The organism is Candidatus Eisenbacteria bacterium, assembly GCA_005893305.1.
GTDB lineage: Bacteria > Eisenbacteria > RBG-16-71-46 > SZUA-252 > SZUA-252 > WS-9.
The window spans coordinates 150172-174790 of record VBOZ01000017.1 but is presented as its reverse complement, the minus strand read 5'-3'; the positions used below and the strand labels follow the sequence as shown (position 1 = coordinate 174790).

The following is a 24619-nucleotide window of genomic DNA, read 5'->3' as shown; positions in this document are numbered from 1 at the left end:
CCCGTAGGGATCCCCTTACGCCACATACCTCGACAACGCCAGGGTGACGTTGTGCCCACCAAAGCCCAGTGAGTTAGAGAGGGCTGCCTGCAGTTCGACCGCTCGTGCAGTGTTGGGGACGTAATCGAGGTCACAGTCGGGATCCGGAGTCTTGTAATTGATCGTCGGGGGAAGCGTGTGCCGCTCCAGGGCGAGGACGCAGATGATCGTCTCGAGCCCGCCTGCGGCGCCGAGAAGGTGTCCCGTCATCGACTTCGTCGAGCTGACCGGGAGCTTCTTCGCTTGTGCCCCGAATACCGACTTGATGGCCTGTGTTTCGAATTTGTCGTTGAGCGGCGTGGAGGTGCCGTGGGCGTTCATATATCCGAACGATTCGAGCGGTAGCCCCGAATCCCGGATCGCCTCCCGCATGGCACGCGCCGCACCCTCACCCTCGGGGGCGGGCGCCGTCATGTGATGGGCATCTCCCGTCGCGCCATAGCCTACGACTTCCGCAAGGATCTTCACGCCGCGCTTCTTGGCGTGCTCGAGCTCTTCGAGCACCACGATGCCCGCGCCTTCCCCCATCACGAACCCATCTCGCTGGGCGTCGAAGGGGCGCGAGGCCCTCTGCGGATCGTCGTTGCGTGTGGACATCGCCTTCATAGAGCAGAACCCAGCGAAGGAGACCGGGGTGATGGGCGCTTCCGCCCCTCCCGAGATCATCACGTCCGCCTCGTTGTGTTGGATGATTCGGAACGCGTCCCCTACCGCGTGCGCCCCGGAAGAGCAGGCGGAAACCGTGCAGTAGTTGGGACCCTTGGCGCCGAACTGGATCGACACCTGGCCGGAGGCCATGTCCGAGATCATCATCGGGATGAAGAAGGGGCTCACGCGCGAGGGTCCCTTTTCGAGGAGCGTTCGGTACTGATCCTCGAAGGTCGCGATCCCGCCGATGCCGGAGCCCACGATGACCCCGTAGCGGTTCACGTCCACGCTCTGCGGCGACACGCCCGCCTGCTTCACGGCCTGGGCGGCGGCGCCGATCGCGTACTGGACGAACAGGTCGGTCCGGCGGATTTCCTTCCGGTCCATGAATTCCTCGGTGCGATACCCCTGCACCTCGGCCGCGAATCGAGTGTCGTACTTCGACGTGTCGAATCGCGTCACGGGACCGATCCCGGACTCCCCTGCGATCAGCCGTTTCCAAAACGTCTCGACGTCCGAGCCCAGGGGAGAAACCACCCCCATACCCGTGATGACGACGCGGCGCGGCTGTCCGTTTCCTCGCATCATGACCCTTCTCCGGTTCCTCTTCTCAACGCTGGCTTTTGCTCCCCTTCGCCGACTCGATGGCGAGTCGGCGGTGCCGAGTTAGGCGTTCTTCGGCACGTGGCTTTCGAGATACTTGATTGCGTCGGCGACGGTGGTCATCTTCTCGGCATCCTCGTCCGGAATTTCGATGTCGAATTCCTCCTCGAGGGCCATGACCAACTCCACCGTGTCGAGTGAATCCGCGCCCAGGTCGTCGATGAATGACGCCTCCGGCGTGACCTGCTCGGTCGCGACGCCCAGCTGGTCCACGATGATCTGCTTGACCCGATCTTCGCTGAATGAAGCCATCCCTTTCCTCACCTCCCTTTAGATTCGTTCCTTCAGTTTGCGACTCTCACTCCGTGTTCACATCACCATCCCGCCGTCGACGGTCAGCACCTGGCCGGTGACGTACCCGGCCTCCTCGGAGCAGAGGAAGGCGACCGCGTGCGCGACGTCGTCCGCCGAGCCCAAACGCCCCAGCGGGATCTGGGCCTTAAGTCCTTCACGGACCTTCTCATCCAGCGCTCCGGTCATCGCCGTCTCGATGAAGCCGGGCGCCACCGCATTGACCGTAATATGGCGTGACGCCAGCTCCTTCGCAACCGCCTTCGTGAGACCGATCAAGCCCGCCTTCGAGGCCGCGTAGTTCACCTGGCCCGCGTTTCCGATCAGACCGATCACCGAGCTCACGTTCACGATCCGTCCCCAGCGCTGCTTCACCATCGGCTTCGCGAAGGCGCGGATGCAGTGGAACGCGCCCTTCAAATTCGTGTCGAGCACCTGGTCCCAATCGGCGTCGCTCATCCGGAGGAGGAGCCCGTCCTTCGTCACCCCCGCGTTGTTGATCAGAATGTCCGCCTTGCCGAACGCCTCGAGCGCGCGCGCGCAAAGCGCGTTCGCGTCGGCTTCCTGAGCGACGTCGGCTTTCGTCGCGATCGCCTCGCCGCCGTCGCGCTTCACCTCCGCGCAGGCTTCGTCGAGCGCCGCTTGGTCCCGCCCGGAGACCACGACCTTCGCGCCGCCTCGGGCGAACGCGCGCGTCACCGCGAGGCCGATTCCCTTGGCGCCGCCCGTCACGACGGCGACTCGCCCCTCGAACGGCCGCTTCACCGTGTCGCGGTCTCCGCGATCCCCACGGCGGCCGCCTCGATCGATTCGGGATCCTCGGATCCGAAGACCACCGCCTCCTTGTCGACGCCGCGCACAAGGCCGCGGAGGACCCGGCCGTTCCCGACCTCAACGTACTGTCGGATGCCCGCCTCCCGCATCGCCCGCATCGTCTGCTCCCAGAGGACGGGGCTCAGAAGCTGCTTTCGCAGCGTGTCGCGGATCATCTCGGGCTCCGAGACCGGGGCGGCGGTGACGTTCGCGTAGACGGGGAACCGCGCGCGCGCGATCGGCGCGCGCGCGATTGCCTCGTCGAGCCCGCGCGACGCCGCCTCCATCAGGGGCGAGTGGAATGCCGCGGAGACCTGGAGCGGCACGACCTTCTTCGCTCCGGCGCGGCGGGCCTCTTCGGAGGCGCGCGCGACCGCATCGGGCGTCCCGGAGAGGACCACTTGACCGGGCGAGTTGTAGTTCGCCGCGGCCAAATCGCGCGGCGCGTCCACCCTCCGGAGCACATCCTGGATCTGCGCCACGTTGAGCCCCAGCACCGCCGCCATCGTTCCCGGGCGCTCCTTCCCCGCGCCGGCCATCGCCTCGCCGCGCCGCCGGATGAGCGATAGCCCCTCGGCCAGCGTGAGCGACCCGGCCGCGACGTGGGCCGCGTACTCGCCCGCGCTATGGCCCGCCGCGGCCGCGGGCTTGAGTCCCCTCGCCTCAAGCACGCGGAACGCGGCGACGCTCGTGGCGAGAAGCGCGGGCTGCGTGTTCTCGGTTCGGGTGAGCTCCTCGGCGGGCCCCTCGAAGCAGAGCGTCGAGAGCGCGAATCCCAGAACCTTGTCCGCCTCCGCGAAGACGGCCTTAGCCTCGGGATAGCGCTCCGCGAGCGCCCGGCCCATGCCGACGCTCTGGGATCCCTGTCCCGGGAAGAGGCACGCGGCGCCTACCACTCGATCACCGCCGCCGCCCACGTGAAGCCGCCGCCGAAGGTCACGAGCTCGATCAGGTTGCCCGGACGGATCCGGCCCGATCGCCTCGCTTCGTCAAGCGCCAAGGGGATCGAGGCCGCCGAGGTATTCCCATAGCGGTCCAGATTCACGAAGACCTTCTCCATCGGGAGGCCCAGGCGCCGCGCGGTGGCGTCGATAATCCGGTAATTTGCCTGGTGCGGGATCAAGAGGTCGAGCTCCTCCGGTTTTCGCCCCGCGGCTTCCAGCGCCTCCAGGGCCACCGACTCCATCGCGCGCACCGCGTGCTTGAAGACGTCGTTCCCGCTCATGTGGATCGTGTGGAGCCGGCGATCGACCGTTTCGTGGGACGGCGGCATGAGCGAGCCGCCGGCCGGCATCTCGAGCAGGTGGACCAGCGCGCCGTCGCTGTGGAGGCGCGTCGCGAGGATTCCGCCAGGCTTCCCGTTCGCCCGGAGGACGACCGCCCCGGCCGCGTCGCCGAACAGAACGCACGTGTTGCGATCGGTCCAGTTCACGATCTTGGAGAGCGTTTCGACGCCGATCACGAGCACCGTCTCGGCCGCTCCCGACTCGATCGCCGATCGCCCGACCGAAAGCCCGTAGAGGAATCCCGCGCAGGCGGCGGAGACGTCGAAGGCGTAGGCCTTCTTCGCGCCGAGCCGGTCCTGCACGATGCAGCCGGTGGAGGGGAAGGTGCGATCCCCCGTCACCGTGCCGACGATGATCTGGTCGAGATCCGACGCCTTCACGCCCGCCGCCTCGAGCGCGCGCGCGGAGGCCTCGGAGGCCAGGGCGGACGCGGGCGTCTTCGGATCGGCGATCCGCCGCTCCTTGATCCCGGTGCGCGATTTGATCCACTCGTCGGAGGTGTCGACGATCTTCTCGAGATCCTGGTTCGTGAGAACGCGCTCCGGCGTGAACGAGCCGGTCCCGACGATGTGAACGCCTCGATTGGGGGCGATCACGCGGCCTCCGGCGCCAGGCGCTGCAGCTCGGTCCGGATCGAGTCCGGCACCTTGGCCTCGGCGCAACGCGCGGCCACGCGGATCGCGTTCTTGATCGCGCGGACGTTCGAGCGGCCGTGGGCGATGATGGCGGTTCCGTCGACCCCGAGCAGCGGGGCGCCGCCCACTTCGGCGTAGTCAAGGCGCCTTCGGAGGCGGTGGAACGCCGGCTTGAGCAGAAGACCGGCCATCATGCTGAGCGGGTGGCGCGCGATCTCGTCCTTGATCATGCTGGAGATGCTCGGGATCACGCTCTCGGCGAACTTGAGCAGGACGTTCCCGACGAACCCGTCGCAAACCACCACGTCCGCGGTCCCGAGGATGATGTCGCGCCCTTCGACGTTGCCCGCGAAGTGGACCGGGCTCCGCTTGAGAAGCTGGTGGGCTTCGTAGTAGAGCTCGCTCCCCTTTTCCGCCTCCTCGCCGATGTTCAGGAGCCCGACGCGCGGACGCTCCACGTGGAGCACGAGGCGGGCGTAGATGCTCCCCATGAGCGCGAATTGGTAGAGGTGGTAGGGCTTGCAGTCGGACGTGGCGCCCACGTCGAGAACCACCACGTTCCCCTGCGGCGTGGGGAGCACCGTGGCGATCGCGGGACGCTGGATCGACTCGATGCGGCCGAGCTCGAAGAGTGCCGCGGCGACGACGGCGCCGGTGTTGCCGGCGGAGACCAGCGCGTCGGTCTGATGCTCCTTTTGGAGCCGGGCTGATACGCTGATCGAGGAATCGCGCTTCCGGCGAACGGAGGAGGCGGCGGCTTCCGCCATCTCCACCCGCTCGGCGGCGTGGACGATGCGCGGGAGCTTGTCGCGGACACCGAGGCGTTCCGCCTCCTCGATGATCACGGCCTCGTCACCGATGAGCGCGACGTCGAACGCCGAGTCCGCCTCGCGGAGCGCTTCCAGCGCCCCCTCGATAACGACACGTGGGGCGAGGTCGCCCCCCATGGCGTCCACCCCGATGACAGGTCCTTTGACCGGACGGCCCATCGTCAGTTCCGCGGACGTCCTAGGATGTCTTCGCTGCCTCCTGAGCGATGATCTCCTCGCCGGCGTAGTAGCCGCAGTGGGCGCAGACGCGGTGCGGGCGCTTGGGCTGGCTGCAGTGCGAACAGAGCGACCTCGAGGGAAGGCTCAGCTTCCAATGCGTGCGACGCTTCTTGCCTCGGGTGCTCGAGTGCCTTCTCTTGGGTACGGCCATATGGGCGATCCCTCAGTGATGGGTCAACCGGCGGCCGCGCGCGCGCAGCGGCAGGGTCCTTGATTGCGATCCTCGCCGCACCGAGGGCAAAGCCCCGCGCAAGATTCCTTGCAGAGTGGCTTCATCGGTATGCCGAGGATCACGGCCTCGCGGATCTCTTCGTCGATGATGAGGACACGACCATCGTGGAAGTGCACCCCCCCATCCTCCTCATCCGCAGCCCTGGAGCTTGCGACGTTGGGATTCCGGACCTTAGCACAGAAGACCTCGAACTCCAACTCGAGTCTCTCCGAGAACTCCACGAGGCAGCGGCTACATTCTTCGTGCGCAACGAGTTGCACCTTCCCACGGATCCAGATTTCGTCTCCCCGGCGGTCGAGGGATAGCCTCAGGGTAAGCGGCCCCTCGACGGTGAGATCCGCGGGCGTGAGACCCACCGAAGGGGCCTGGATTTCGTAAGTGAGATGGGACTGGCCGTCGGCCAGCTCCCTGAGATCGATTTGCATATGGGAGCCAAGCTTAGCGGCCTGGCTTGCCCTCCCCGAAGAAGAATTGAATCTCCGTCCGGGCCGAGCCCGGAGAGTCGGAGGCGTGGACCGCGTTATTCTGCTTTGATTCCGCGTGGAGCGCCCGGATCGTGCCCGGCTTCGCCTCCTTCGGGTCGGTCGCGCCGATCAGATCGCGGAGGGTCCGGATCGCATCCTGCCGTCTGAGGCGGCACGGGACCGCCGGGCCCGAGGACATGAAGGCGACGAGGTCATCCAAGAAAGGCTTCCCCTCGTGCACGGCGTAAAACTCGCGGGCGTCTTCCGGGGTGAGGTGGGCCACCTTCATCGAGGCGATCTCGAACCCCGCCTTTTCGACCTCCGCGAGAATCGCGCCGATCTTCTTGGCGCGCACGGCGTCGGGCTTGATCATGAACAGCGTTTCCTCCACGTCTTCGGTCTCCTTTCCGTTCCGAATGCGAATCGAGCGATCCCCTTTAGACGCGGAATCGACTCCTTCCGATCTCCATGCCAGCGTCGAGCGCCGCGAACGCGGCGGGCCTTCCCCGCTCGGGCAGGAGCCTCCCCGCGGCCTCGTAGAGCGCGCGCCGGCTCACCGCGCCCGTCGTGGCGGTCACGACCGCCGACGCGACGAGATCGAGCACGAGCGACGTCCCGCCCGACTCGATCGCGGCCTGGATCAGAGGCAGCGCGACCGCGAACGCCGGCGCCTGTCCGCGGAGCGACTCCTCCACCAGGAGCTGCCCCTCGGGCGCCAGGTCGGGCCCGAAGCGCTCGAGCGCCGCCGCCGAGGTCAGGAGGAGACACTCGGGCGCGTCGACGAGCGGATATTCGTCCGGATCGCCGGCGATCCGGAGCGCTCCCCCGCTCAGAGGCCCGCGCGCCGCGGACCCCAGCGTCGGCGAGTGCGAGATCGCGCGTCGATCCAAAAGCGCCGCCTCCGCCAGAAGATATCCCGCGAAGAGGAGACCGTGCGCGGGATCGCCCGCGACGCGGATCGAGATTCCTCGCTTCGGCAGCGCGCCGCGCGGGCTCTCCCAGGTCATGTCGTGGCCCCGGGGGCCGCGGGCCAGAGTCTTCCGACGTGGAAGGCCCCGGCTTCTACCGCGACATCGCCTGCCCGCCCGTGCGCGGATCGATCGCCGCCGCGGAGCGCGCGACGCTCCAGCGCCTCGTGCATCGCTTCCGGCGTCGCGAAGCCGTTCCACTGCCCGTAGGCGGGGTAGCACGGCGCGCGAACCTCGAGAAGCGCGAACGGCGGCGCGCCGACGAACTCCCGAAGCAACGCGGCGAGCGCGTCGCCCGCCGTCACGGTTTCCCTTCCGACCCACGCCGCGCCGGCCGCGCGCGCGAGCTCGGCCACGTCCAGGGCCCGCGGCTCGGACCCGGCCGGTTGGATCGCGGTCCGGCCGCCCCGCGGCGTCGTGGGCGACGGGAAGCCTCCGGTCCCTCCGAGCACTTCATTGTTGACCACCAGCGCGCGCACGCGGTCTCCGCGGCGCGCCGCGTTCAGGAGGTGATGGCCGCCGACGCTCGCCGCCTCGCCGTCGCCCAAGAAGACGAAGACCTCGCGATCGGGACGCGCTTGCGCGAGGCCCAGCGCGAACGGAAGCGAGCGGCCGAGCGGAACCCGGTGGAGCGTCCCTTCGACCCAGCCTGCGACGAAGGCGGCGCAGCCGCCGCCCGTCACGACGAAGCGCTTGGCCGGAACGCCACCCTGGCGCGCGAAGGCCTCGGCGAGTCCCTGGCCGAGCCGGTCGAGCCCGCAGGCGGGGGCGCAGGTGGCGCTCAAGCGGCTTCGAGGAGCGATTCGAGGATCCGCCCGGGGCGGAGCATTCCCTCGCTCGGCTCGGAGAGGGACAGTATCGTCTGGCGGTCGCGCGCTGCCCGCGGGCGCGCCGCGGCCGGCCCGGCCGCCCCCACGCGCGCCGCAATCGCTTCGTGAAGCTGCCCTTCGTTCAGCTCGGCGACGAGGAGCACACCCGCCCGCGCGGCCGCCTCCTCGAGCTCCGCGAAGGGAAACGGCCAGAGGCGAACCGGCCGGAAGAGCCCCGCGCGGATTCCCTGCTCGCGCGCGAGCCGGACCGCGGTGCGCGCCGCGCGCGCGACGATGCCGAAGGCGACGACGAGAACGGTCGCGTCCCGCGTACGGTATAGCTCCGCCGGTCCCGCCGGCACGCCGGCCTCGCGCTCCAACCCGTCGTCTATGGCGGCCACCGGCTCGCGAAGGTGGGCGACCACGTCGTCCACGTAGAGCAGGGCCGGCGTCGACTGTTCCCGCGCCTCGATCGAGGCGGCCCTCGCGAGCGTGAAGCACTCCTGGGCCGACGCGGGCGCCCAGACCGGTGCGGGCCCGCTTCCGGCGGGACCGATTCGGAGGCGGCGCACCTCGGTTTGCCCCGCGCGCTCGACGCCGCGCGACGATTCCGGACGGGCGCCGATCACGGCGATGAGGCCGGGGAGCTTCGACTCGATGCCGAATCGGACGAGCTCCTCGGCGGAGCCGAGAACGTCTCCCGTCAGGGCGGTCGCGCCAAGCCCACCGCCCGCGCCCGCGCCGAGGACGGCGCCCAGCGCGGCCGGCGTGTCCTCGACCAGGACGGCCGCACCCTCCCGCCCGCCGAGCAGCGAGATGAGCGCGGCATCGATCTCCGAGCTCTGGGCGAGCGGGTATCCGGCGAAAAAGGTCACGCCCCCGGCGATGGCGCCGTGGGCGATCGCTTCGTTTCCGAGCAGAAGCTTCACGGCCGGGAGCGGCGCTTCGTCTTGATCGGCTTCCGTTTGGTGGTCTTCCGCCGCGCCGCGGTCTTCCTCGCGCCCGCCGCCGCCTTCCTCGCGCCCGCCGCCGCCTTCTTCCCGCCCGGCTTGGCGGCCTTGCGCCGGCCCCCGCGGACGACCCGGAGCCCCTTCGGGCCCCGCTTGGCGATCCCGGCGGCGAGGAGCCCTGGGATCTCGGACGGAATCTTCGCGACCGGGACGCCGGCGCGCTCGAAGCGCGCCATCTTCTCCTGCGCGGTGCCGGCGCCGCCCGAGACGATCGCGCCCGCGTGCCCCATCCGCCTGCCCGGCGGCGCCGTCTGGCCCGCGATGAACGCCACCACCGGCTTCGAGACGTGGCGCTCGATCAGCGCGGCCGCGTCTTCCTCGTCGCTCCCGCCGATCTCGCCGATCAGGACGATCGCGTCCGTCTTGTCGTCCGCTTCGAACAGCGCGAGGGTGTCGACGAACCGGGTGCCGACGATCGGATCGCCCCCGATACCGATGCAGGTCGACTGGCCCATCCCGGCGCGGGTGAGCTGCCACACGACCTCGTACGTCAGCGTGCCGCTCCGGCTGACGAGCCCGATCCGGCCCGGCGTGTGAATGAATCCGGGCATGATGCCCACCTTGCACTGCCCGGGCGAGATGAGGCCGGGGCAGTTGGGGCCGATGAGCCGCGTCGAGCGACCACGGAGGTAGGTGGCGACTTCCACCATGTCCCGGACCGGAAGTCCCTCCGTGATGCAGACGACGAGCGGAATCTCCGCGTCGACCGCTTCGTAGATCGCGTCCTGGGCGAGGGCCGCCGGGACGTAGACCACCGAGACGTTCGCCTTCGTCTTCGCCACGGCCTCCTCGACCGAGTCGAAGACCGGGATCCCGTCGATGCTCGCGCCGCCCTTCCCCGGCGTCACGCCGGCGACAACCCGCGTGCCGTACTCCTTCATCTGGCGCGCGTGGAACGATCCGTCGCGCCCCGTGATTCCCTGAACCAGAACCCTCGAGTCGCGTCCGACGAGGATGCTCACGCCGCCTCCGCCGCGCGGGCGATGACCGTGCGCACGGCCTCATCCATGTCGCTCAGGGCGGTCATCCCCCGGGCGCCGAGCAGGTCCCGGGCTTCCTTCTCGTTCGTGCCCGTGAGCCGGATGACGATCGGGATCTTCACCTTCATCCGGTCGAGCGCCGCGATGAGGCCCCGCGCGACGTCGTCGCCGCGCGTGATGCCCCCGAAGATGTTGAAGAGGACGGCGCGCACGCGCGCGTCCCACGTCAGGATCTTCATCGCGGCCGTGACCTTGTCGGGATTCGAGGAGCCGCCGATGTCGAGGAAGTTCGCCGGCTTCCCACCGTAGTACTGAATCAGGTCCATGGTCGCCATCGCGAGGCCGGCGCCGTTCACGACGCACCCAATGGTGCCGCCGTCCAAGCGCACGTAGGAGAGCCCGCTGTCGCGCGCCTCGACCTCGCCGGGATCCTCCGCGGCGAGGTCGCGCAGCGCCGCGAGATCGGGATGGCGATCGAGCGCGTTGTCGTCGATCACGACCTTCGCGTCGAGCGCCCAGACCCCCTTCTCCGCGGTGACGACGAGCGGGTTGATCTCGGCCAGCGAGGCGTCGTTCTCGTGGTAGACCGCGGCGAGGCGGATCAGGACCGGGACCAGGGCCCGCTGGATCTCCCAGCGCGGATCGAGGAACCGAGCCGCCGCGCGCGCCCGATAGCCCGGGAGACCGCGCCCGTCCAGGTGGAGCCTCAAGATCTTCTCGGGCGTCGTCCTCGCGACCTCCTCGATGTCGACCCCTCCCGCGGGGCTCACCATCAAGATCGGGGCCTCGCTCTTCCGATCGAGGACGATGCCCGCGTAGTACTCGCGCTCGATCGCGGCGCTGGGCGTCACGAGCACGCGATGGACCCTGTGCCCCCGGATCTCCATGCCGAGGATGCGGCCCGCTTCCCGCGCCAGCTCCTCCGCGCTCTGGACCACCTTGACGCCCCCTGCCTTTCCGCGCCCCCCGATCAGGACCTGCGCCTTGACGACCGCCGGGTACCCCAGCCGATCCGCGATGGCGACCGCCTCGGCGGCCGTGCGCGCCACCTCGCCGGGAGGGACGGGGATGCCCGCGGCGCGGAGGAGGTCCTTGCCCTGGTACTCGTGGAGGTTCATCGACCCCTCCGGGTCCGCGGGGACTTGCCGCCCGCCTTGCGCGCCGCCCTTCGAATTCCGCGCTTCGCGGCCCGCCTCGCCGCGACCCGCTTGGGGCCCCGCCGCCCGGAGACGCGCTTCGCGCCACGCCCCCCCGAGACCCGCTTCGCCGCCGGCGCGCCGCGGCCACGCGCCAACCGCGCGAGCAAATCGCCGATCACGTCCTCGAGCTTCGGACGCCCGATCTCCTCGAGCTCGTAGCCGACCCGCACTGCCGGCTTCCGGATCTTCACGAGCCTTCTCAAGTCGATCGGCGTGGCGACGATGACGACGTCGCACTCGCAGGCGTTGATCGTCGTTTCCATGTCCTGGATCTGCTCCTTCGAATACCCCATGGCGGGGAGGAGCGCCCCGATCGCGGGGTATTGCCGGAACGTGTCGCGAATCTCCCCGACGAGCCACGGACGCGGATCGACGATCTCTCTCGCTCCGTAGCGCTTCGCCGCGATGACACCGGCGCCGTATTTCATGTCTCCGTGCGTGAGCGTGGGGCCGTCCTCGATCACGAGCGCCCTTCGGTCCCGGATGAGCTCCGGCTTGTCGACGGAGATGGGGGAGGCCGCGTCGATCACGATCGCGTCGGGGTTGACCTGCTGAATTGAAGTGCGCACGGCCTCGATGTTCGCGTAATCGGTCGTCGTCTCCTTGTTGATCACGACCACGTGGGCCAGCCGCAAATTGGTCTCGCCGGGGTGGTAGCTCCGCTCGTGGCCCGGACGGTGCGGATCGGCGACGACGATCTGGAGGTCGGGGCGGTAGAACGAAAAGTCGTTGTTTCCGCCGTCCCAGACGATCACCTCGGCCTCCTTCTCCGCGGCCGAGAGGATCTCCGCGTAGTCAACGCCGGCGTAGACGATCGTGCCGCGGTCCAGATGCGGCTCGTACTCCTCACGCTCCTCGATCGTGCAGTGATGCCGCTCGAGGTCGGCGTAGGAGGCGAATCGCTGGACGCCCTGACGGGAGAGCTCGCCGTAGGGCATCGGATGCCGGATGACGACGACGCGCTTCCCCATCTTCTTGAGCACCTCGCACACCCTGCGCGTGGTCTGGCTCTTCCCGGAGCCGGTGCGCACGGCGGTGACGGCGACGACCGGAACCTTGCTCTTGAGCTGGGTCGACTTCGGGCCCATCAACATGAAATCGCATCCGAGACTGAAGACCCAGGAGGCCTTGTGCATCACGTACTCGTGGGAGACGTCGCTGTAGGCGAATACGGCCACGTCGACGTCGCGCTCGCGCACGATCTTGGGGAGCTCCTGCTCGCTGAAGATCGGGATCCCCCTCGGATAGAGCTTTCCGGCGAGGGAGCGGGGGTATCTGCGGTCGTCGATCCCGGGGATTTGGGTCGACGCCGTGAACGCCACGACCTCGTAATGCGGGTTCGTCTTGAAAAACGTATTGAAGTTGTGGAAGTCGCGTCCGCCGGCACCCATGATCACGACACGTCTCGCGCGTCTCACTCGAGGCAAACCTCCGTCCATGAGTTGGAGTCGGGCCGGCGGCCCCCGGATGTTGCGACGCGAGCTTCGAGCCGCTCGCGGCGGCGTGGCGGGCTCCCGGCGAGGAGTTGATGCGACGACCGACTACTTCGCTAAATCACAACACCTTAGCGGCTGCCGGCCGTCTCTGTCAAGCCTAGCCGGGAACGCCGCGGGCGGCGCCTTGGCGGCGCTACCGGGAGGCGGTGAGGCGGGTGACGATCTCGGATGAGGAGTGGCCGGGCACCAACGGAACGATCACGACCCTGCCGCCGGCCTTTTCAACAATGTCCCGGCCGACCACACGCTCGGGAGCGTAGTCCCCGCCCTTCACGAGCACGTCGGGCGTGAGCGCGCGGATCAATTCCTGAGGGGTCTCCTCATCGAAGACCACGACGCCGTCGACGTCGGCGAGCGCGGAGAGGACCGTGGAGCGGGCCGCCTGATCCTGCACGGGCCGTCCCTCTCCCTTCAGCCCGCGCACGGAGCGATCCGAATTCAGGCCGACCATGAGGTAGTGGCCGAGCTTCTTCGCCTGGCGCAGGAGCCCGATGTGGCCGGGGTGGAGCACGTCGAAGCAGCCGTTCGTGAATACGAACGTTTGCTGCAGCGCACGGGCGGCGGCGCGGCGGCGGAGTGCATCGACGGTCGTGAGGATCTCACCCACGCGGAAGGTCCTCGAGGGACTGGGTCAGCTCCGCGGCCGTCGCCGCGGCGGTGCCGAGCTGGGCGACCACAAGCCCCGCCGCGTGATTGGCAAGGACACACGCCTCAGGCAGCGTCGCGCGCGCGGCGAGGGCGGTCGCGATCGTCGCGATCACGGTGTCGCCGGCGCCGGTCACGTCGTAGACCCGTCTCGCTCTCGTCGGGAAGTGCGTGTGTCCCTCGGAGGTGAAGAGCGACATCCCTTCCTCGCCGCGGGTCACGAGCACGGCGCCCGCCTGAAGCCGGTCGCGGAGGCCGAACCCCGCCTCGACCAGGTCGGCTTCGCTCCGAAACCGCCGTCCCCAGGCCTCCGAGGCCTCGGCCGTGTTGGGCGTGATCACGCTCACACCGCGATAGCGGAGGAAGTGCTCCTCCTTCGGATCGACGGCGCTCGGAATGGAGCGTCGCTCGAGCTCGGGGAGCAGCAGCTCCAAGAGCTCGGGCGTCACGACGCCCTTCCCGTAGTCGCTGATCAGGACCGCGTCGGCCCCTTCGAGCGCCGTCCGGGCCCGATTCCAGAGCTCGGCGTGGACGGAGGCCGGCAGAGGCTCCCTGCTCTCCTCGTCGGCGCGGAGGACCTGCTGGTGGTGGGCGAGGATCCGGGTTTTCAGAGTGGTCCGCCGGGAGCGGTCGCGGACGATCCCCGAAGACGAGTCGACGCCGTTCGCTCCGAGGAGCCGCTCCAAGTCGGCGGCCGCGGCGTCGTCCCCGAGCGCGCCGATCAGGACCGTCTTGGCGCCCAGCGCGCGCACGTTCTGCGCGACGTTGGCCGCGCCGCCCAGGCGAAGCTCTTCCTTGTCCACGTCGACGACGAGAACCGGCGCCTCGGGGGACACGCGCGTCGCCCTACCCCAGAGATAGCGATCCAGGATCACGTCCCCGATCACCACGACGCGTTTGCCCCGGAAGGAATCGACCCGACCGGCGAGCGCCTCGCGGGTGAACCGTGGAGCCTTCATCACCGCCGCGGCTGTCGGATTCAACCGGGCTCGCCGTCTTCGCCGGGCGGCGAGGCCGTGTCGGTCTCGGGCCGGGCCGCGTAGAAGTCCTCGATCAGGGCGCGGGCCCGAGCGGCATCGCTCTCCAAGACCGCGATCCGGCCCCACTGCCCTTTCCGGGCCGCCTCGATCGTGCCGAACCAGGGGATCTGCGAGGAGACCGTGGTCGCCTCGATCCCCTGCTCCGCCAGGAAATCGCGCAGCATGGTCGCGGTCGCCTCGTCGGGGACGCCGAAGATCGAGACGAGATTCTCCTCGCGCGACGCGTTCTCCTCATTCACGCCTTGTAGCCCTCCGGGAATCGTCGGCGCCACTCCCAAGCGGTTTCAATCATCGCATCGAGCTCGCCAAACTGAGGTCTCCAGCCTAACACGCGGCGCGCCTCGCCCGAGGAGGCAATCAGCACGGGAGGATCGCCGGCCCGTCGGGGCGAATCGACAGTCGGGACGCCGCGTCCGGTCACACGCTCCACGGCCCGAACCACTTCCCGGACCGAGGCGCCGCGGTCGGAGCCCAGGTTCAGCGTGGCACTCTCGCCTCCCTCAGCCAGATACCGCGCGGCCCGCAAATGGGCCTCGGCCACGTCGACCACGTGCACGTAGTCCCGCACCGCGGTCCCGTCCGGCGTGGGATAGTCGGTCCCATAGATCGGGACCGGGCCGCGCGCGCCCAGCGCCGCGTCGATCAGGAGCGGGATCAGGTGGGTCTCCCCGCGATGATCCTCACCCCAGTCGATGCTCGCCCCGGCCACGTTGAAGTAGCGGAGGGTCACATGCCGGATCTCTCCCAGCGCCGTCCGCTCGCGGAGGATCTGCTCGAACTCGAGCTTGGTCGCTCCGTAGGGATTCGACGGCTTGACGGCCGAGCGCTCGTGGAGCGGCATGGGAGCTCCCGCGTCGTAGACGGCGGCCGAGGAGGAGAAGATGATGTCCCGGACGCCGTGCTCCCGCATGGCCTCGAGGAGACGGATCGGAAGCTCCACGTTGGCGGTTCGGTATCCGGCAGCATCCCCCACCGACTCGGCCACGATCGACCGCGCCGCGAGATGGATGACGCAGTCGATCTCCTTCGTGGTGAACGCCTCGCGGAGCTTGGCGGGGTCGTTGAGCCCGCCCTCGATCAGGTAGGCGAGGGGAGCGACGGCGTCCCGGTGGCCCGTGGAGAGATCGTCCAGGATGATCGCCGAGCGGCGGCTCCGGACCAGCTCCCCCACCACGACGCTCCCGATGTACCCCGCGCCTCCGACCACGAGGAAATTCACGGCCGCGCGAGAACCTCACGGATGCGACGGATCGCGCCCTCGGGATCGCGCGCGTGGAAGATCGAGTGCCCCGCGACGAACGTGTCGGCGCCGGCCCGCGCGGCGACGGCCGCCGTTTCCTCGGTGATCCCGCCGTCAACCTCGAGGAGGCAATCCAGCCGACCGGCGTCGATCGCGGCGCGGACACGCGCGATGCGCTCCGGCGAGCCCGGGAGGAACGTCTGTCCCCCCGCGCCGGGCTCGACCGTCATCACGAGCGCGACGTCGATCGCGGAGAGCGCCGCCAGGAACGGCTCGATCGGGGTGCCCGGCTTCACGCTCAGTCCGGCCCTGAGCCCGCGGGCCCGGATCGCGCTCGCCGCGGCGATCGGATCGGCGACCGTCTCGATGTGCACGATCAGGTGGCTCGCGCCGGCAGTCGCGAAGGCGTCGAGGAACCGCAGGGGCTCCACGATCATCAAGTGCACGTCGAGGGGAAGCCGCGTGAGCCGGCGAATCGCCTCGACGACCATCGGGCCGAAGGTGAGGCTGGGCACGAACTGCCCGTCCATAATGTCGACATGAAGGAAATCGGCCTCCGCGCGCTCCACGCGCGCGATCTCCTCGCCGAGCCGGGCGAAGTCGGCCGAGAGAATCGAGGGACAGATGCGGACGCGCCCGGGCTTCGCCCACGGTTGCGCCGGAGCGGCCCCGCGCGTCGCCCCGCTCATGGGTGGTAGTAGAGCACGATCGAGTCGCGCGGAGCGACGCGGTGGCCCGCCGGCGGCTCCTGTCCGGCGACGAGGCCGCCCTTCTGCTTTCCTCCGCCTTCCCGCAGCGTGACCGAGAACCCTTCGTCGCGGAGGCTTTGGGCGGCGGACGCCGCGTCCCGACCCGCGAGATCAGGCAGGACGAAGTTCCTCGGCACGGAGCCGAGGCTGACGAGGAGGTCGACGGCCGTCTCCTGCTCGACCACCGTCTCCCCGGGCGGGTCGGTCGCGATCACGATGTCCTTGCTCACCTGGTCGGAGTAGGCCCGCGCGTAGCGCCCGAGCTTGAGCCCCGCTCCCTCGAGCATGATCTCCGCCTGGCGCGCGGTGACGCCCTCGAGCACGGGAACGCTCGTGCCCTGCGCGCCGAGGCTCACGATGACGGAGATCCGCCTTCCCCGCTTCACGACCCCGCCGGCCGTCGGGTCCTGTGCGGTGATGAAGCCGCGCGGCACGTCGGGGCTCCACTGCTCCGAGATCTTGGAGAGCTTCAGATCCTCCGCGGCGAGGAGCCGCTCCGCCTCGCGCTCGCTCAACCCGATCACCTCGGGGACCCGGACCTCGACCCCCTGCCGGGTCAGGCTCGGCATGAGGACGAGATTCACGACCAGGTATCCGCCGAAGAGAGCGACCGAGGAGAGAAGCAGCGTCCCCGTGATGAGGTTGAACCGAACGCCACGGCGCCGGTCGCGCGGCGGAGCGACGACCTCCGGCGCCAGGGCATCCAGCTCGATCGGCTCGAGCTCGGGACCCATCGCGGTCGGAGGGATCTCGTCGTCCGCTCGGTGCGCGACGGGAGGCTCCTCCACGAACGTCAGCGGCTCGGGCCGCCGCATGGTTTCCTCCGCTGGGATGGTTTCCACGGGCGGAATCGCTTCGGTTGCCTTCGCGTCTTCAGCGGGGCGAATCGCCTCGGGGGCGTCCGTCTCCTGATCGGGAGTCTGCTCGGGCGGGGTCGTCGAGGAATCGTTGGTCATGGGGTCGGTGATCAGGGTCGTCGCGAAGCCCAGTGGAAGCACGTCGGCGGAATTGCGATCCCGCCTACGCCTCCGCCGGCTCATCGGCGGCGGAGCCTCGCTGCGAAGACGCCGTCGGTTCCGTGACGGTGCGGAAAGGCGCGGAGCACCGGCTCTTCCGCCGCGAATCCAGGGGGAAGGAACGGCCGGGCGTTCTCGCGGGTGAACTCAGGATGCGCTCTCAAGAACATGTCGACGATCTCGTCGGTCTCTTCCGGTTCCAAGGAGCAGACACTATACACCAACACGCCGCCGGGTCGCGTCAGCGGCCCCGCCGCGTCGAGAAGAGCTCCCTGCAGCGCCGCCATTTCCGCTATCGACCGCTCCTCTTTCCGCCAGCGCGCGTCGGCCCGGCGGCGAAGCGTGCCGAGCCCAGTGCACGGCGCGTCCACGAGAACGCGGTCGAACGGACGGACGAGCGGCGGGTTCCTTCCGTCCCCGCAGACCACCGAAACGCCCGGCAGCCGGAGTCGATGGACGAGGTTCTCCCGGAGCGCGCGCGCGCGGCTCGCGTGCCGCTCGAGCGCGACCACGCTACCTCCCGGCGCGACCCGCTCGGCGATCTGGGACGATTTCCCGCCCGGCGCGGCGCAAAGGTCGAGGGCGCGCTCGCCGGGCTTTGGATCCAGCACCATCACCACCGCGGACTCGGCCTCGTCCTGAAGGGAGAGCGACCCTCCCCGGAAGAGAGGCGATCGGGAGGCGACGTATCCGCGTTCCACGACCAGCACCGGGCCCCCGTTCGGGCCGGGCGACGTCTCGTGTCCTTCGGCCCGAAGCGCCGCGGCGAGAGCGTTTGGCGTCACGCGGTGCGCGTTCGCCCGCACCGAGACCGAGGGCTCCACGTTGTCGGACGCGAGGAGCCGGGTCGCCTCCTCCGCCCCGTAATGCTTCAGCCAGCGCTCCACCAGCCAGCGAGGGTGCGAGTGGAGCACGGCGAGGTTTCCGGCGAGATCTGCGGCGGCGTCCGGGAGCGGCGCTCGATCGCCGCGCGCGAAGCGGCGAAGTACGGCGTTCACGATCCCGGCGGTGCCGGGATGGCCGTACGTCTTCGCCAGCTCGACGCTCTCGTCGACCGCGGCCGAATCGGGCACGCGCGTGAGGAACATGATCTGGTATGCGCCGAGTCGAAGGGCGGCGCGAATCGGCGCCGGCAGTCTCTCGAATCCGCCGTTCGTGAACGCGGCCAGGTGGTGGTCCAGGCTCGCCCGGTTCCGGAGCGTTCCCTGGACCAACGCCGTTACGAGCGCCGAGTCGCTCGAGGAGAGCCCCGCCTCGCGGAGGCGCGTCTCGAGAAGCCGGTCCGAGTAGGCGCTCCGGCTCTCGGCCGCGAGCAGGATCTGGAGCGCGACATCGCGAGCGCCCGCGGCCCGCTTTGCGCGCCGGCGAGGCGGCCCGCCGGTGCGCCCGGCGCCGCGTCGGGCGCCGCCGGATCCGCGGTGGTCGCGCTTCATTTTGACGCCTCGGAGCGCGTGAGGAGCGCGCCCGGCCTGAGCCGGGCGCCGTTCGCGAAGTCGAACCCCGACATCTCGCGGCGGCCGCTCGGGCGGACGCGCCGGAGCCAGATCGATCCTTCCGCGAGCGCGATCCGGATTCCCTTAACGCGGTCGAGCGCGATGACGGTCCCTTGTGGAGCATCCGCGTCCGCGTCCGTGCCCGCATCCGCTTCGGCCGAGAGCACGGCCAGCCGCTCCGCCCCAAGAGGGACGTAGGCCCCGGGGTCGGGCGTGAAGGCGCGAACGCGGCGGACGAGCTCGCCCGCGGATCGATCGAGCGTGAGGCGCCCCGCGTCGGGGGCAATCTTGCCCGCGTAGGTCGCGCCCGCCGGATCCTGCTCTCGCCGCGCGGCGTCTCCCCGCTCGATCCGCGCGATCGACTCGGCCAGGCACTCGGCGCCGAGAAGGGCGAGCCTCGAGCCCAGCGTCCCAGCGTCCTCCTCTTGATCGATCGGCGTGGAGCGCGAGAGAAAGATCGGCCCCTCGTCCAAGCCCTCGGTCATCCACATGGTCGTGACGCCGGTCTCCTTGTCCCCCGCAAGGATCGCCGCCTGGACCGGCGACGCGCCGCGGTGGCGCGGCAGAAGTGAAAAATGAACGTTGAGCGCGCCCAGCCGCGGAATCTCGAGCAGCGGCTTGGGGAGGAGCTGCCCGTAGGCCGTGACGATGAGCAGATCGGGTGAGAGGGCGCGAATGCGCGTGAGCTCGTCCGGGGCGCCGGCGCGCGCCGGCGTCGCCACCGGCAGACCCATCGACTCGGCCGCTTCCTTGACCGATGACTTCCCGGTCTTCATGCCGCGCCCGCGCGGGCGGTCGGCCCGGGTCACGACCAGGAGCGGAGCACGATCCTCGGAAACAAGGCGCGAGAGCGGCGGCACCGCGAGGGCCGGGGTGCCGTAGTAGATGAGCCGCACGGCGCCCGCTACAGGGACGGTGTGGTCCGGGAGGGTTGGGCCGACCCCTCGGCCGGTGGGCGGACCCGCTTCAGCCTGCCCTCGAGCAGCTTTCGCTTGATGGCGCTGATGCGGTCGATGAACAGGACGCCGTCCAGGTGGTCCGTCTCGTGCTGGATCGCGCGCGACAGGAGCCCCTCCGCCGCGAGACGAAACGGGGCGCCATTCTCATCGGCCGCTTCCACGGTGATCCGGGCGGCGCGCTTCACGTCGGAACGGATGCCGGGAATGCTGAGGCACCCCTCCTCGCCCACGATCGTCCCGCTTCGCTCCACGATCACGGGGTTCACGAACGCGCGCTTGGTCCGCACGTCTTCCCCATCGGTCACGTCGATCACGAATACCCGGCTCGAGACCCCGACCTGCGGCGCGGCGAGGCCGACGCCGGCCTCGCGGTACATGCAGTCGAACATCCCCTCGACCAGCTCCTTGATTTCAGCCTGGGAAGCGGCGATCGGATCGGCCTTCTTGCGGAGCACGGGATCGCCGTAATAGCGGAGGGAAAGTCGCTTCCTATTCACCGCGCTCCAATACCCGCACGATGGACTGCTTGGAGAACTCCATCTTCACGTCGTCGGCCACCTTGAGCACGACGACGTCGTCGGTCTTCGTGCCGACCACCGTCCCGAGCACGCCGCCGGTCGTCAGCACGCGGTCGCCCTTCGAGATCGCCTGCAGCATTGCCTCCGTCTCCTTCTGCTTCTTCTGCTGCGGCCGGATGATCATGAAATAGAAAATGCCGATCGTGATCGCGAGGATCGCGAACATGTGGAGCATCTGATCGGGTTGGGACGGCGCCGCCGCGACCGGGGCGGGCGCCTGCGCGAATGCAGCCTGGACCATTCTGTCTCCTTGGGGTTCTCGGGGTCGAATCACCCGGCCCGGTCGCGGTAACGCGCCCGGAAGGCGCCCGCGAACGCATCGAATGCACCGCGTTCGATCGCCGCGCGGGCCGCGGACATGAGTGTCTGGTAAAACGTGACGTTGTGCAAGGTCAGCATTCGGTGGGCGAGGATCTCCCCCGCCTGATGAAGATGCCGCAGATAGGCCCGGCTGAACTGGAGGCACGCTTCGCACGTGCACTCGGGATCGAGCGGGCGCGGGTCTCGAGCGTGCGCCGCGTTCCGGATGTTGAGCGGCCCCTCCGACGTGAATGCCATGCCGTTTCGGGCGTTCCGGGTCGGCAGCACGCAATCGAAGAGATCGACGCCACGCGCCACCGCCTCGAGGAGATCGAGCGGCGTCCCCATGCCCATCAGGTAGCGGGGACGGTCCGAGGGAAGGGCCTCGTTCGTGGCGCGCGTCAGCTCCCAGGTCGCTTCCTTCGACTCCCCGACCGAGAGGCCGCCGATCGCGAAGCCGTCGCACGGAAGCGATGCGGTGCGCTCCGCCATCTCGCGCCGCAGCGTGAGGTCGTCGGCCCCCTGGGCGATCGCGAAGAGGAGCTGGGCCGCGCCCGTCGGCGTCGAGCACTCGCGCGCGCGTCGGAGCGAGCGCTCGGCCCATCGAAGCGAGCGCTCCGCCGCCTCCCGCGCCGCGGCCGGGTCGATGGGAAGGAGCACGGCGTGGTCGAGGGTCACCGCGATGTCGGAGCCGATGTCGGCCTGGATCTCCATCGCCCTCTCGGGCGTCAGAAACTCAGTCCGCCCGTCGAGGTGGGACCGGAACTCCACGCCCTCCTCGCGGACCTTCACGCGCTCACGGAGGCTCATGATCTGGTAGCCGCCGCTGTCGGTCAGGATCGGGCCGTCCCACGCCATCATGCGATGGAGGCCGCCCAGCTCGCGCACGACGTCCGCGCCAGGCCGGAGCATCAGGTGATACGTGTTCGCGAGGAGAATCTGGGTGCCGGCGGCGCGGATCTCAGCCGGCGAAAGCCCCTTCACGCTCCCGGCAGTGCCCACCGGCATGAACGCGGGCGTGCGCACCGTGCCGTGCGCGGTATGGAGGAGACCCGACCGCGGCGCGACCGCCCCACCGCGCTCGAGCGCGAAGGAGGTCACGGCCGCGCTCAGGAGGCATGAACGGCGGGAGCTTCGATCCGGTACTCCTTCAGCTTCGTGCGGAGCGTCTGGCGCGAGATGCCGAGCGCCTCGGCGGCGCGCGTCTTGTTTCCGCTCGCCTTGGCGAGCGCCATCTCGATCGCGATCCGCTCCGCCTGGGCGAGCGTCGTCACCCCTCCCTCGGCGTGGAGTCGGGTCTCCAGCACGCGCGGCCCCGATCCGCCGGCGCTCACGAGATCGACCGGCAGGTGCTCCGGAAGAATCCATTCCTCGCTCTCGAGGAGGATCGCGCGCTCGAGCACGTTCCGGAGCTCGCGGACGTTGCCGGGCCATCGATAGGCCAACAGGAGCTGGAGCGCCTCGTCGGTCGGACCCTTGACGCTTCGGCCGAACTCCTGATTCCAATGGGCGATGAAATGGTCGATCAGGGGCGGGATGTCCTCGGGCCGCTCGCGCAGGGGCGGAACGACGACCCGGATCACGTCGAGACGGAAGAAGAGGTCCTCGCGGAATTTTCCCTGCTCCACCATCGCCCTGAGATCGCGGTTGGTCGCGGTGACGATCCGCGTCTCGACGTGGATGTCGGCCAGCCCACCGACGCGACGGAATCGCTTCATCTCGAGCGCGCGGAGCAGCTTCGTCTGTAGACTCAGGCTCATCTCGCCGATCTCGTCGAGGAAGAGCGTGCCGCTGTTCGCGAGCTCCATGAGGCCCTTCTTCATCGCCTTCGCGTCGGTGAATACCCCCCGCTCGAAGCCGAAGAGCTCCATTTCAAGGAGATTCTCCGGGAAGGCGCTGCAGTTCACCTCGACGAACGGCCCGTCGCGCCTCGGACCCTGGTCGTGAATCTCCCGTGCGAGCAGCTCCTTCCCGACGCCGGTTTCGCCCTGCAGCATCACGGTCGACGTCCCGGTCTGGGCGATCTTCCGGATCGTCTCGATGATCCGGATCAGCTTCGAGCTGCCGCCGACGATGAGCATGGATCCCGCGTGCCGTCGCTCGACGTCCCGCAGCCGGCCGACTTCTTCCGCGAGGCGGGACTGCGAGAGCGCGTTCTGGATGATCAGCTTCATGTGATCCAGCTCGAACGGCTTGGCCACGTATTCGAAGCAGCCCGCCTTCGTCGCCTCGACCGCCTGCTCGAACTTGCCGAACGCCGTCATCATCACGACCTGAATCCCCCGCCGCATGGACCGGATCTTCTTGAGGAGATCGATCCCGTTGCCGTCGGGAAGCTTTTGGTCGAGGAGCGCCAGGTGGAACTCGTCGCGCCCCACCTTCTCGAGGGCCTCCGCGCAGTCCGCTGCGGTCTCGACGCGATAGCCTTCCTCGGAGAGTCCCTCCTTAAGAGTGAACCGAAGGGTTCGCTCGTCGTCCACGACGAGAATTCCGAACGTTTGCTTCGCGAGGGTGCTGACGCCTGTCTCCATGTCGTTTCTCCAGGGGTAGATCGATGGTTACGGCTGTTCCCTGCCCCACCACGCTTCCGATGGAGATGGTGCCGCCGTGCTCGCGCACGATGCTCTGGCAGATGCTCAGCCCGAGGCCCGTTCCTTGGGTCCGGGTCGTAAAAAACGGATCGAAGACGCGCGCCAGAGCCGCGCTCGGAATTCCAGGGCCGTTGTCCCCGATCCGCACCTCGACGACATCGAGAAGTGGGGCTTGACGGCGAGGGAGCAGCCGGTCGGTCGCGCGTCGGCCGAGCCCGCCCCGCTCCGCGGCGCGCTTCCGCGCGGGGGCGACCGAGATCACGATCTCCCCGCCCTTCGCGAGCGCTTGAAGCGCGTTCATGAGGACGTTCAGCAGCACTTGGAGAATCTGATCGTGGTCGATGTAGAGGTCCGGGACCTCGTCGGCCCGCTCGACCCGCACCTCCACATTCTGGCGGACCGCGAGCTCGTGGACGAGCGTGAGCGCCTTCTCGAGGGCGGGTAGGATCGAGTGGCGGGAGAGCTGGGGCGTCGACGGCTTCGCAAACTGGAGAAGGCTCTCCACGATGCGATCGAGCCGCGATACTTCCTCGAGGATGACATCGGCGAACTGACCGCGGGGGTCGCCGCTCTCGAGACGCCGCTTCAGTATCTGCGCCGAGTGTCCGATCCCCGTCAGCGGGTTACGGATCTCGTGGGCTACGCCGGCCGCGAGAGCGCCCAGGGATGCGAGCCGGTCGCGCCGCCGCCATTGCTCTTCCTTGGCCTTCTGGTCGCGCAGATCCTGAAAGAGCGCGACCGTTCCGATCAGGGCCCCGTCGCGCCCTTCGAGTGGGAGAAGCCTGATGCTGACCGGGAGGACGTCCCCCGCGCGGGTCACCACCTCCACCTCGCGGGCCTCCTCGGGCTCGGCGCACGCTCCGGGCGGGACGTGCCCGTCTCCGCGGGGCGCGCGGAACACGCGGGCCGCCGCCTCCCCCTCCACCTCCTCCTGCTCGTAGCCGATCAGCTTGGATCCCGCGGGATTGATCGAGAGGACAAGACCATCGCGGTCGACGGCGAGAAGACCGATCGGGGAATGACGGAGGAAGCTCCAGGCGGCGTCGAGGGCTCGGCTGCTGGGCGGGGCTTCGGGGGGACCGGCAAGGGAGGATTCGGGACGCGCTCTCATGCGGCATCCCGGCGCGGCAACTGCGTTTCGGCTTCCAAGCCGACCTGCGGCTTCATCCCCATACCCGTTCCCATCCCCAGTGTAGCCGACCGAAGGTGGCTACATCTTTACCAGTGACCGTCGCGGACGGTCAAGGGGATTCGAAACCGGGGCGGTTACTTGGTGTCGGTGCGCCGCACCCGGCGGAGGATCAGGGAGACCAGGGTCCGGCGGACTTCGGGGCGGTCGTAATAGTGCTCGCTGATGCGGCGCCTGGCGCGCTGCACCCTCCGGAGGTGCGCCACGTCGGACGCCTCGGCAACCGGCACCGCACTC

General features: G+C 69.2%; 27 protein-coding genes and 1 pseudogene. All 28 read right to left on the bottom strand.

Going from position 1 to position 24619, the window contains the following annotated elements; genetic code table 11:
• Nucleotides 1-15: 15 nt before the first annotated feature.
• Nucleotides 16-1272 carry a beta-ketoacyl-ACP synthase II gene (gene fabF / locus E6K79_07140; GenBank protein TMQ64847.1) on the bottom strand — a complete coding sequence of 419 codons (1257 nt, stop codon included), beginning with the start codon at nt 1270-1272 and terminating at the stop codon, nt 16-18.
• An 81-nt stretch (nt 1273-1353) separates the two neighbouring features.
• On the bottom strand, nt 1354-1602 hold the full coding sequence (gene acpP, locus E6K79_07135) for an acyl carrier protein (GenBank protein ID TMQ64804.1): 249 nt from the start codon (nt 1600-1602) through the stop codon (nt 1354-1356).
• Nucleotides 1603-1659: 57 nt separating this feature from the next.
• Nucleotides 1660-2406 (bottom strand): 3-oxoacyl-[acyl-carrier-protein] reductase, encoded by a 747-nt coding sequence (fabG, locus tag E6K79_07130; GenBank protein TMQ64803.1) that lies wholly within the window; start codon nt 2404-2406, stop codon nt 1660-1662.
• The gene (gene fabD / locus E6K79_07125) at nt 2403-3350 is read right to left on the bottom strand and encodes an ACP S-malonyltransferase (GenBank protein TMQ64802.1); all 948 of its coding nucleotides are present in this window, start codon (nt 3348-3350) and stop codon (nt 2403-2405) included. The genes fabG and fabD overlap by 4 nt, the downstream gene beginning before the upstream one ends.
• On the bottom strand, nt 3344-4336 hold the full coding sequence (locus E6K79_07120) for a ketoacyl-ACP synthase III (GenBank protein TMQ64801.1): 993 nt from the start codon (nt 4334-4336) through the stop codon (nt 3344-3346). Before E6K79_07120 ends, fabD begins: the two co-directional genes overlap by 7 nt.
• Complete coding sequence (gene plsX, locus E6K79_07115; GenBank protein TMQ64800.1) at nt 4333-5364, bottom strand: phosphate acyltransferase PlsX; 1032 nt, start codon at nt 5362-5364, stop codon at nt 4333-4335. Before plsX ends, E6K79_07120 begins: the two co-directional genes overlap by 4 nt.
• Nucleotides 5365-5383: 19 nt before the next feature.
• Entirely contained in the window at nt 5384-5575 is a 192-nt protein-coding gene (locus E6K79_07110) for a 50S ribosomal protein L32 (GenBank protein ID TMQ64799.1), read from the bottom strand.
• 23 nt (nt 5576-5598) lie between these two features.
• Complete coding sequence (locus E6K79_07105; GenBank protein ID TMQ64798.1) at nt 5599-6081, bottom strand: DUF177 domain-containing protein; 483 nt, start codon at nt 6079-6081, stop codon at nt 5599-5601.
• 13 nt (nt 6082-6094) lie between these two features.
• Complete coding sequence (locus E6K79_07100) at nt 6095-6511, bottom strand: nucleoside-diphosphate kinase (protein ID TMQ64797.1); 417 nt, start codon at nt 6509-6511, stop codon at nt 6095-6097.
• A gap of 46 nt (nt 6512-6557) precedes the next feature.
• Nucleotides 6558-7127 carry a hypothetical protein gene (locus E6K79_07095; protein TMQ64796.1) on the bottom strand — a complete coding sequence of 190 codons (570 nt, stop codon included), beginning with the start codon at nt 7125-7127 and terminating at the stop codon, nt 6558-6560.
• Nucleotides 7124-8398: a hypothetical protein gene (locus tag E6K79_07090; GenBank protein TMQ64795.1), complete on the bottom strand. Its 1275-nt coding sequence runs from the start codon at nt 8396-8398 to the stop codon at nt 7124-7126. Before E6K79_07090 ends, E6K79_07095 begins: the two co-directional genes overlap by 4 nt.
• A complete protein-coding gene (locus E6K79_07085) occupies nt 7870-8826 on the bottom strand; it encodes a hypothetical protein (protein ID TMQ64794.1) in 957 nt (318 codons plus the stop codon). The genes E6K79_07090 and E6K79_07085 overlap by 529 nt, the downstream gene beginning before the upstream one ends.
• Nucleotides 8823-9869: a succinate--CoA ligase subunit alpha gene (gene sucD / locus E6K79_07080; protein TMQ64793.1), complete on the bottom strand. Its 1047-nt coding sequence runs from the start codon at nt 9867-9869 to the stop codon at nt 8823-8825. The genes E6K79_07085 and sucD overlap by 4 nt, the downstream gene beginning before the upstream one ends.
• Nucleotides 9866-11005 (bottom strand): ADP-forming succinate--CoA ligase subunit beta, encoded by a 1140-nt coding sequence (sucC, locus tag E6K79_07075; protein TMQ64792.1) that lies wholly within the window; start codon nt 11003-11005, stop codon nt 9866-9868. The genes sucD and sucC overlap by 4 nt, the downstream gene beginning before the upstream one ends.
• Nucleotides 11006-11199: 194 nt before the next feature.
• Nucleotides 11200-12525, bottom strand: a pseudogene (locus tag E6K79_07070) (GTPase).
• 190 nt (nt 12526-12715) lie between these two features.
• Nucleotides 12716-13189, bottom strand: coding sequence for a D-glycero-beta-D-manno-heptose 1-phosphate adenylyltransferase (gene rfaE2 / locus E6K79_07065; protein TMQ64791.1), 474 nt, complete (start codon nt 13187-13189; stop codon nt 12716-12718).
• Nucleotides 13182-14210, bottom strand: coding sequence for a D-glycero-beta-D-manno-heptose-7-phosphate kinase (gene rfaE1, locus E6K79_07060; protein ID TMQ64790.1), 1029 nt, complete (start codon nt 14208-14210; stop codon nt 13182-13184). Before rfaE1 ends, rfaE2 begins: the two co-directional genes overlap by 8 nt.
• Complete coding sequence (locus tag E6K79_07055; GenBank protein TMQ64789.1) at nt 14207-14506, bottom strand: hypothetical protein; 300 nt, start codon at nt 14504-14506, stop codon at nt 14207-14209. The genes rfaE1 and E6K79_07055 overlap by 4 nt, the downstream gene beginning before the upstream one ends.
• Nucleotides 14503-15486 carry a UDP-glucose 4-epimerase GalE gene (gene galE / locus E6K79_07050; GenBank protein TMQ64788.1) on the bottom strand — a complete coding sequence of 328 codons (984 nt, stop codon included), beginning with the start codon at nt 15484-15486 and terminating at the stop codon, nt 14503-14505. The genes E6K79_07055 and galE overlap by 4 nt, the downstream gene beginning before the upstream one ends.
• Nucleotides 15483-16196 (bottom strand): ribulose-phosphate 3-epimerase, encoded by a 714-nt coding sequence (gene rpe / locus E6K79_07045; protein ID TMQ64787.1) that lies wholly within the window; start codon nt 16194-16196, stop codon nt 15483-15485. The genes galE and rpe overlap by 4 nt, the downstream gene beginning before the upstream one ends.
• On the bottom strand, nt 16193-17296 hold the full coding sequence (locus E6K79_07040) for a PASTA domain-containing protein (protein TMQ64786.1): 1104 nt from the start codon (nt 17294-17296) through the stop codon (nt 16193-16195). Before E6K79_07040 ends, rpe begins: the two co-directional genes overlap by 4 nt.
• Complete coding sequence (rsmB, locus tag E6K79_07035; GenBank protein ID TMQ64785.1) at nt 17293-18705, bottom strand: 16S rRNA (cytosine(967)-C(5))-methyltransferase RsmB; 1413 nt, start codon at nt 18703-18705, stop codon at nt 17293-17295. Before rsmB ends, E6K79_07040 begins: the two co-directional genes overlap by 4 nt.
• Entirely contained in the window at nt 18702-19661 is a 960-nt protein-coding gene (locus E6K79_07030; protein TMQ64784.1) for a methionyl-tRNA formyltransferase, read from the bottom strand. Before E6K79_07030 ends, rsmB begins: the two co-directional genes overlap by 4 nt.
• Nucleotides 19662-19669: 8 nt before the next feature.
• On the bottom strand, nt 19670-20221 hold the full coding sequence (gene def / locus E6K79_07025) for a peptide deformylase (GenBank protein ID TMQ64783.1): 552 nt from the start codon (nt 20219-20221) through the stop codon (nt 19670-19672).
• Nucleotides 20214-20543, bottom strand: coding sequence for a preprotein translocase subunit YajC (gene yajC, locus E6K79_07020; GenBank protein TMQ64782.1), 330 nt, complete (start codon nt 20541-20543; stop codon nt 20214-20216). Before yajC ends, def begins: the two co-directional genes overlap by 8 nt.
• A 29-nt stretch (nt 20544-20572) precedes the next feature.
• Nucleotides 20573-21703, bottom strand: coding sequence for a tRNA guanosine(34) transglycosylase Tgt (gene tgt, locus E6K79_07015; protein TMQ64781.1), 1131 nt, complete (start codon nt 21701-21703; stop codon nt 20573-20575).
• A gap of 8 nt (nt 21704-21711) precedes the next feature.
• The gene (locus tag E6K79_07010; protein TMQ64780.1) at nt 21712-23133 is read right to left on the bottom strand and encodes a sigma-54-dependent Fis family transcriptional regulator; all 1422 of its coding nucleotides are present in this window, start codon (nt 23131-23133) and stop codon (nt 21712-21714) included.
• Nucleotides 23048-24304, bottom strand: coding sequence for a PAS domain S-box protein (locus E6K79_07005; protein ID TMQ64779.1), 1257 nt, complete (start codon nt 24302-24304; stop codon nt 23048-23050). The genes E6K79_07010 and E6K79_07005 overlap by 86 nt, the downstream gene beginning before the upstream one ends.
• Nucleotides 24305-24619 lie beyond the last annotated feature (315 nt).

Excerpts from the sequence above, each read along its gene's own strand:
- plsX (TMQ64800.1), bottom strand. The coding sequence starts at position 5,364 with ATGGGCCGTCCGGTCAAAGGACCTGTCATCGGGGTGGACGCCATGGGG.
- E6K79_07010 (TMQ64780.1), bottom strand. The coding sequence starts at position 23,133 with ATGGAGACAGGCGTCAGCACCCTCGCGAAGCAAACGTTCGGAATTCTC.
- rsmB (TMQ64785.1), bottom strand. The coding sequence starts at position 18,705 with ATGAAGCGCGACCACCGCGGATCCGGCGGCGCCCGACGCGGCGCCGGG.
- rpe (TMQ64787.1), bottom strand. The coding sequence starts at position 16,196 with ATGAGCGGGGCGACGCGCGGGGCCGCTCCGGCGCAACCGTGGGCGAAG.
- E6K79_07040 (TMQ64786.1), bottom strand. The coding sequence starts at position 17,296 with ATGAGCCGGCGGAGGCGTAGGCGGGATCGCAATTCCGCCGACGTGCTT.
- E6K79_07095 (TMQ64796.1), bottom strand. The coding sequence starts at position 7,127 with ATGACCTGGGAGAGCCCGCGCGGCGCGCTGCCGAAGCGAGGAATCTCG.
- E6K79_07110 (TMQ64799.1), bottom strand. The coding sequence starts at position 5,575 with ATGGCCGTACCCAAGAGAAGGCACTCGAGCACCCGAGGCAAGAAGCGT.
- sucC (TMQ64792.1), bottom strand. The coding sequence starts at position 11,005 with ATGAACCTCCACGAGTACCAGGGCAAGGACCTCCTCCGCGCCGCGGGC.
- acpP (TMQ64804.1), bottom strand. The coding sequence starts at position 1,602 with ATGGCTTCATTCAGCGAAGATCGGGTCAAGCAGATCATCGTGGACCAG.
- E6K79_07105 (TMQ64798.1), bottom strand. The coding sequence starts at position 6,081 with ATGCAAATCGATCTCAGGGAGCTGGCCGACGGCCAGTCCCATCTCACT.
- fabF (TMQ64847.1), bottom strand. The coding sequence starts at position 1,272 with ATGCGAGGAAACGGACAGCCGCGCCGCGTCGTCATCACGGGTATGGGG.
- yajC (TMQ64782.1), bottom strand. The coding sequence starts at position 20,543 with ATGGTCCAGGCTGCATTCGCGCAGGCGCCCGCCCCGGTCGCGGCGGCG.
- E6K79_07005 (TMQ64779.1), bottom strand. The coding sequence starts at position 24,304 with ATGAGAGCGCGTCCCGAATCCTCCCTTGCCGGTCCCCCCGAAGCCCCG.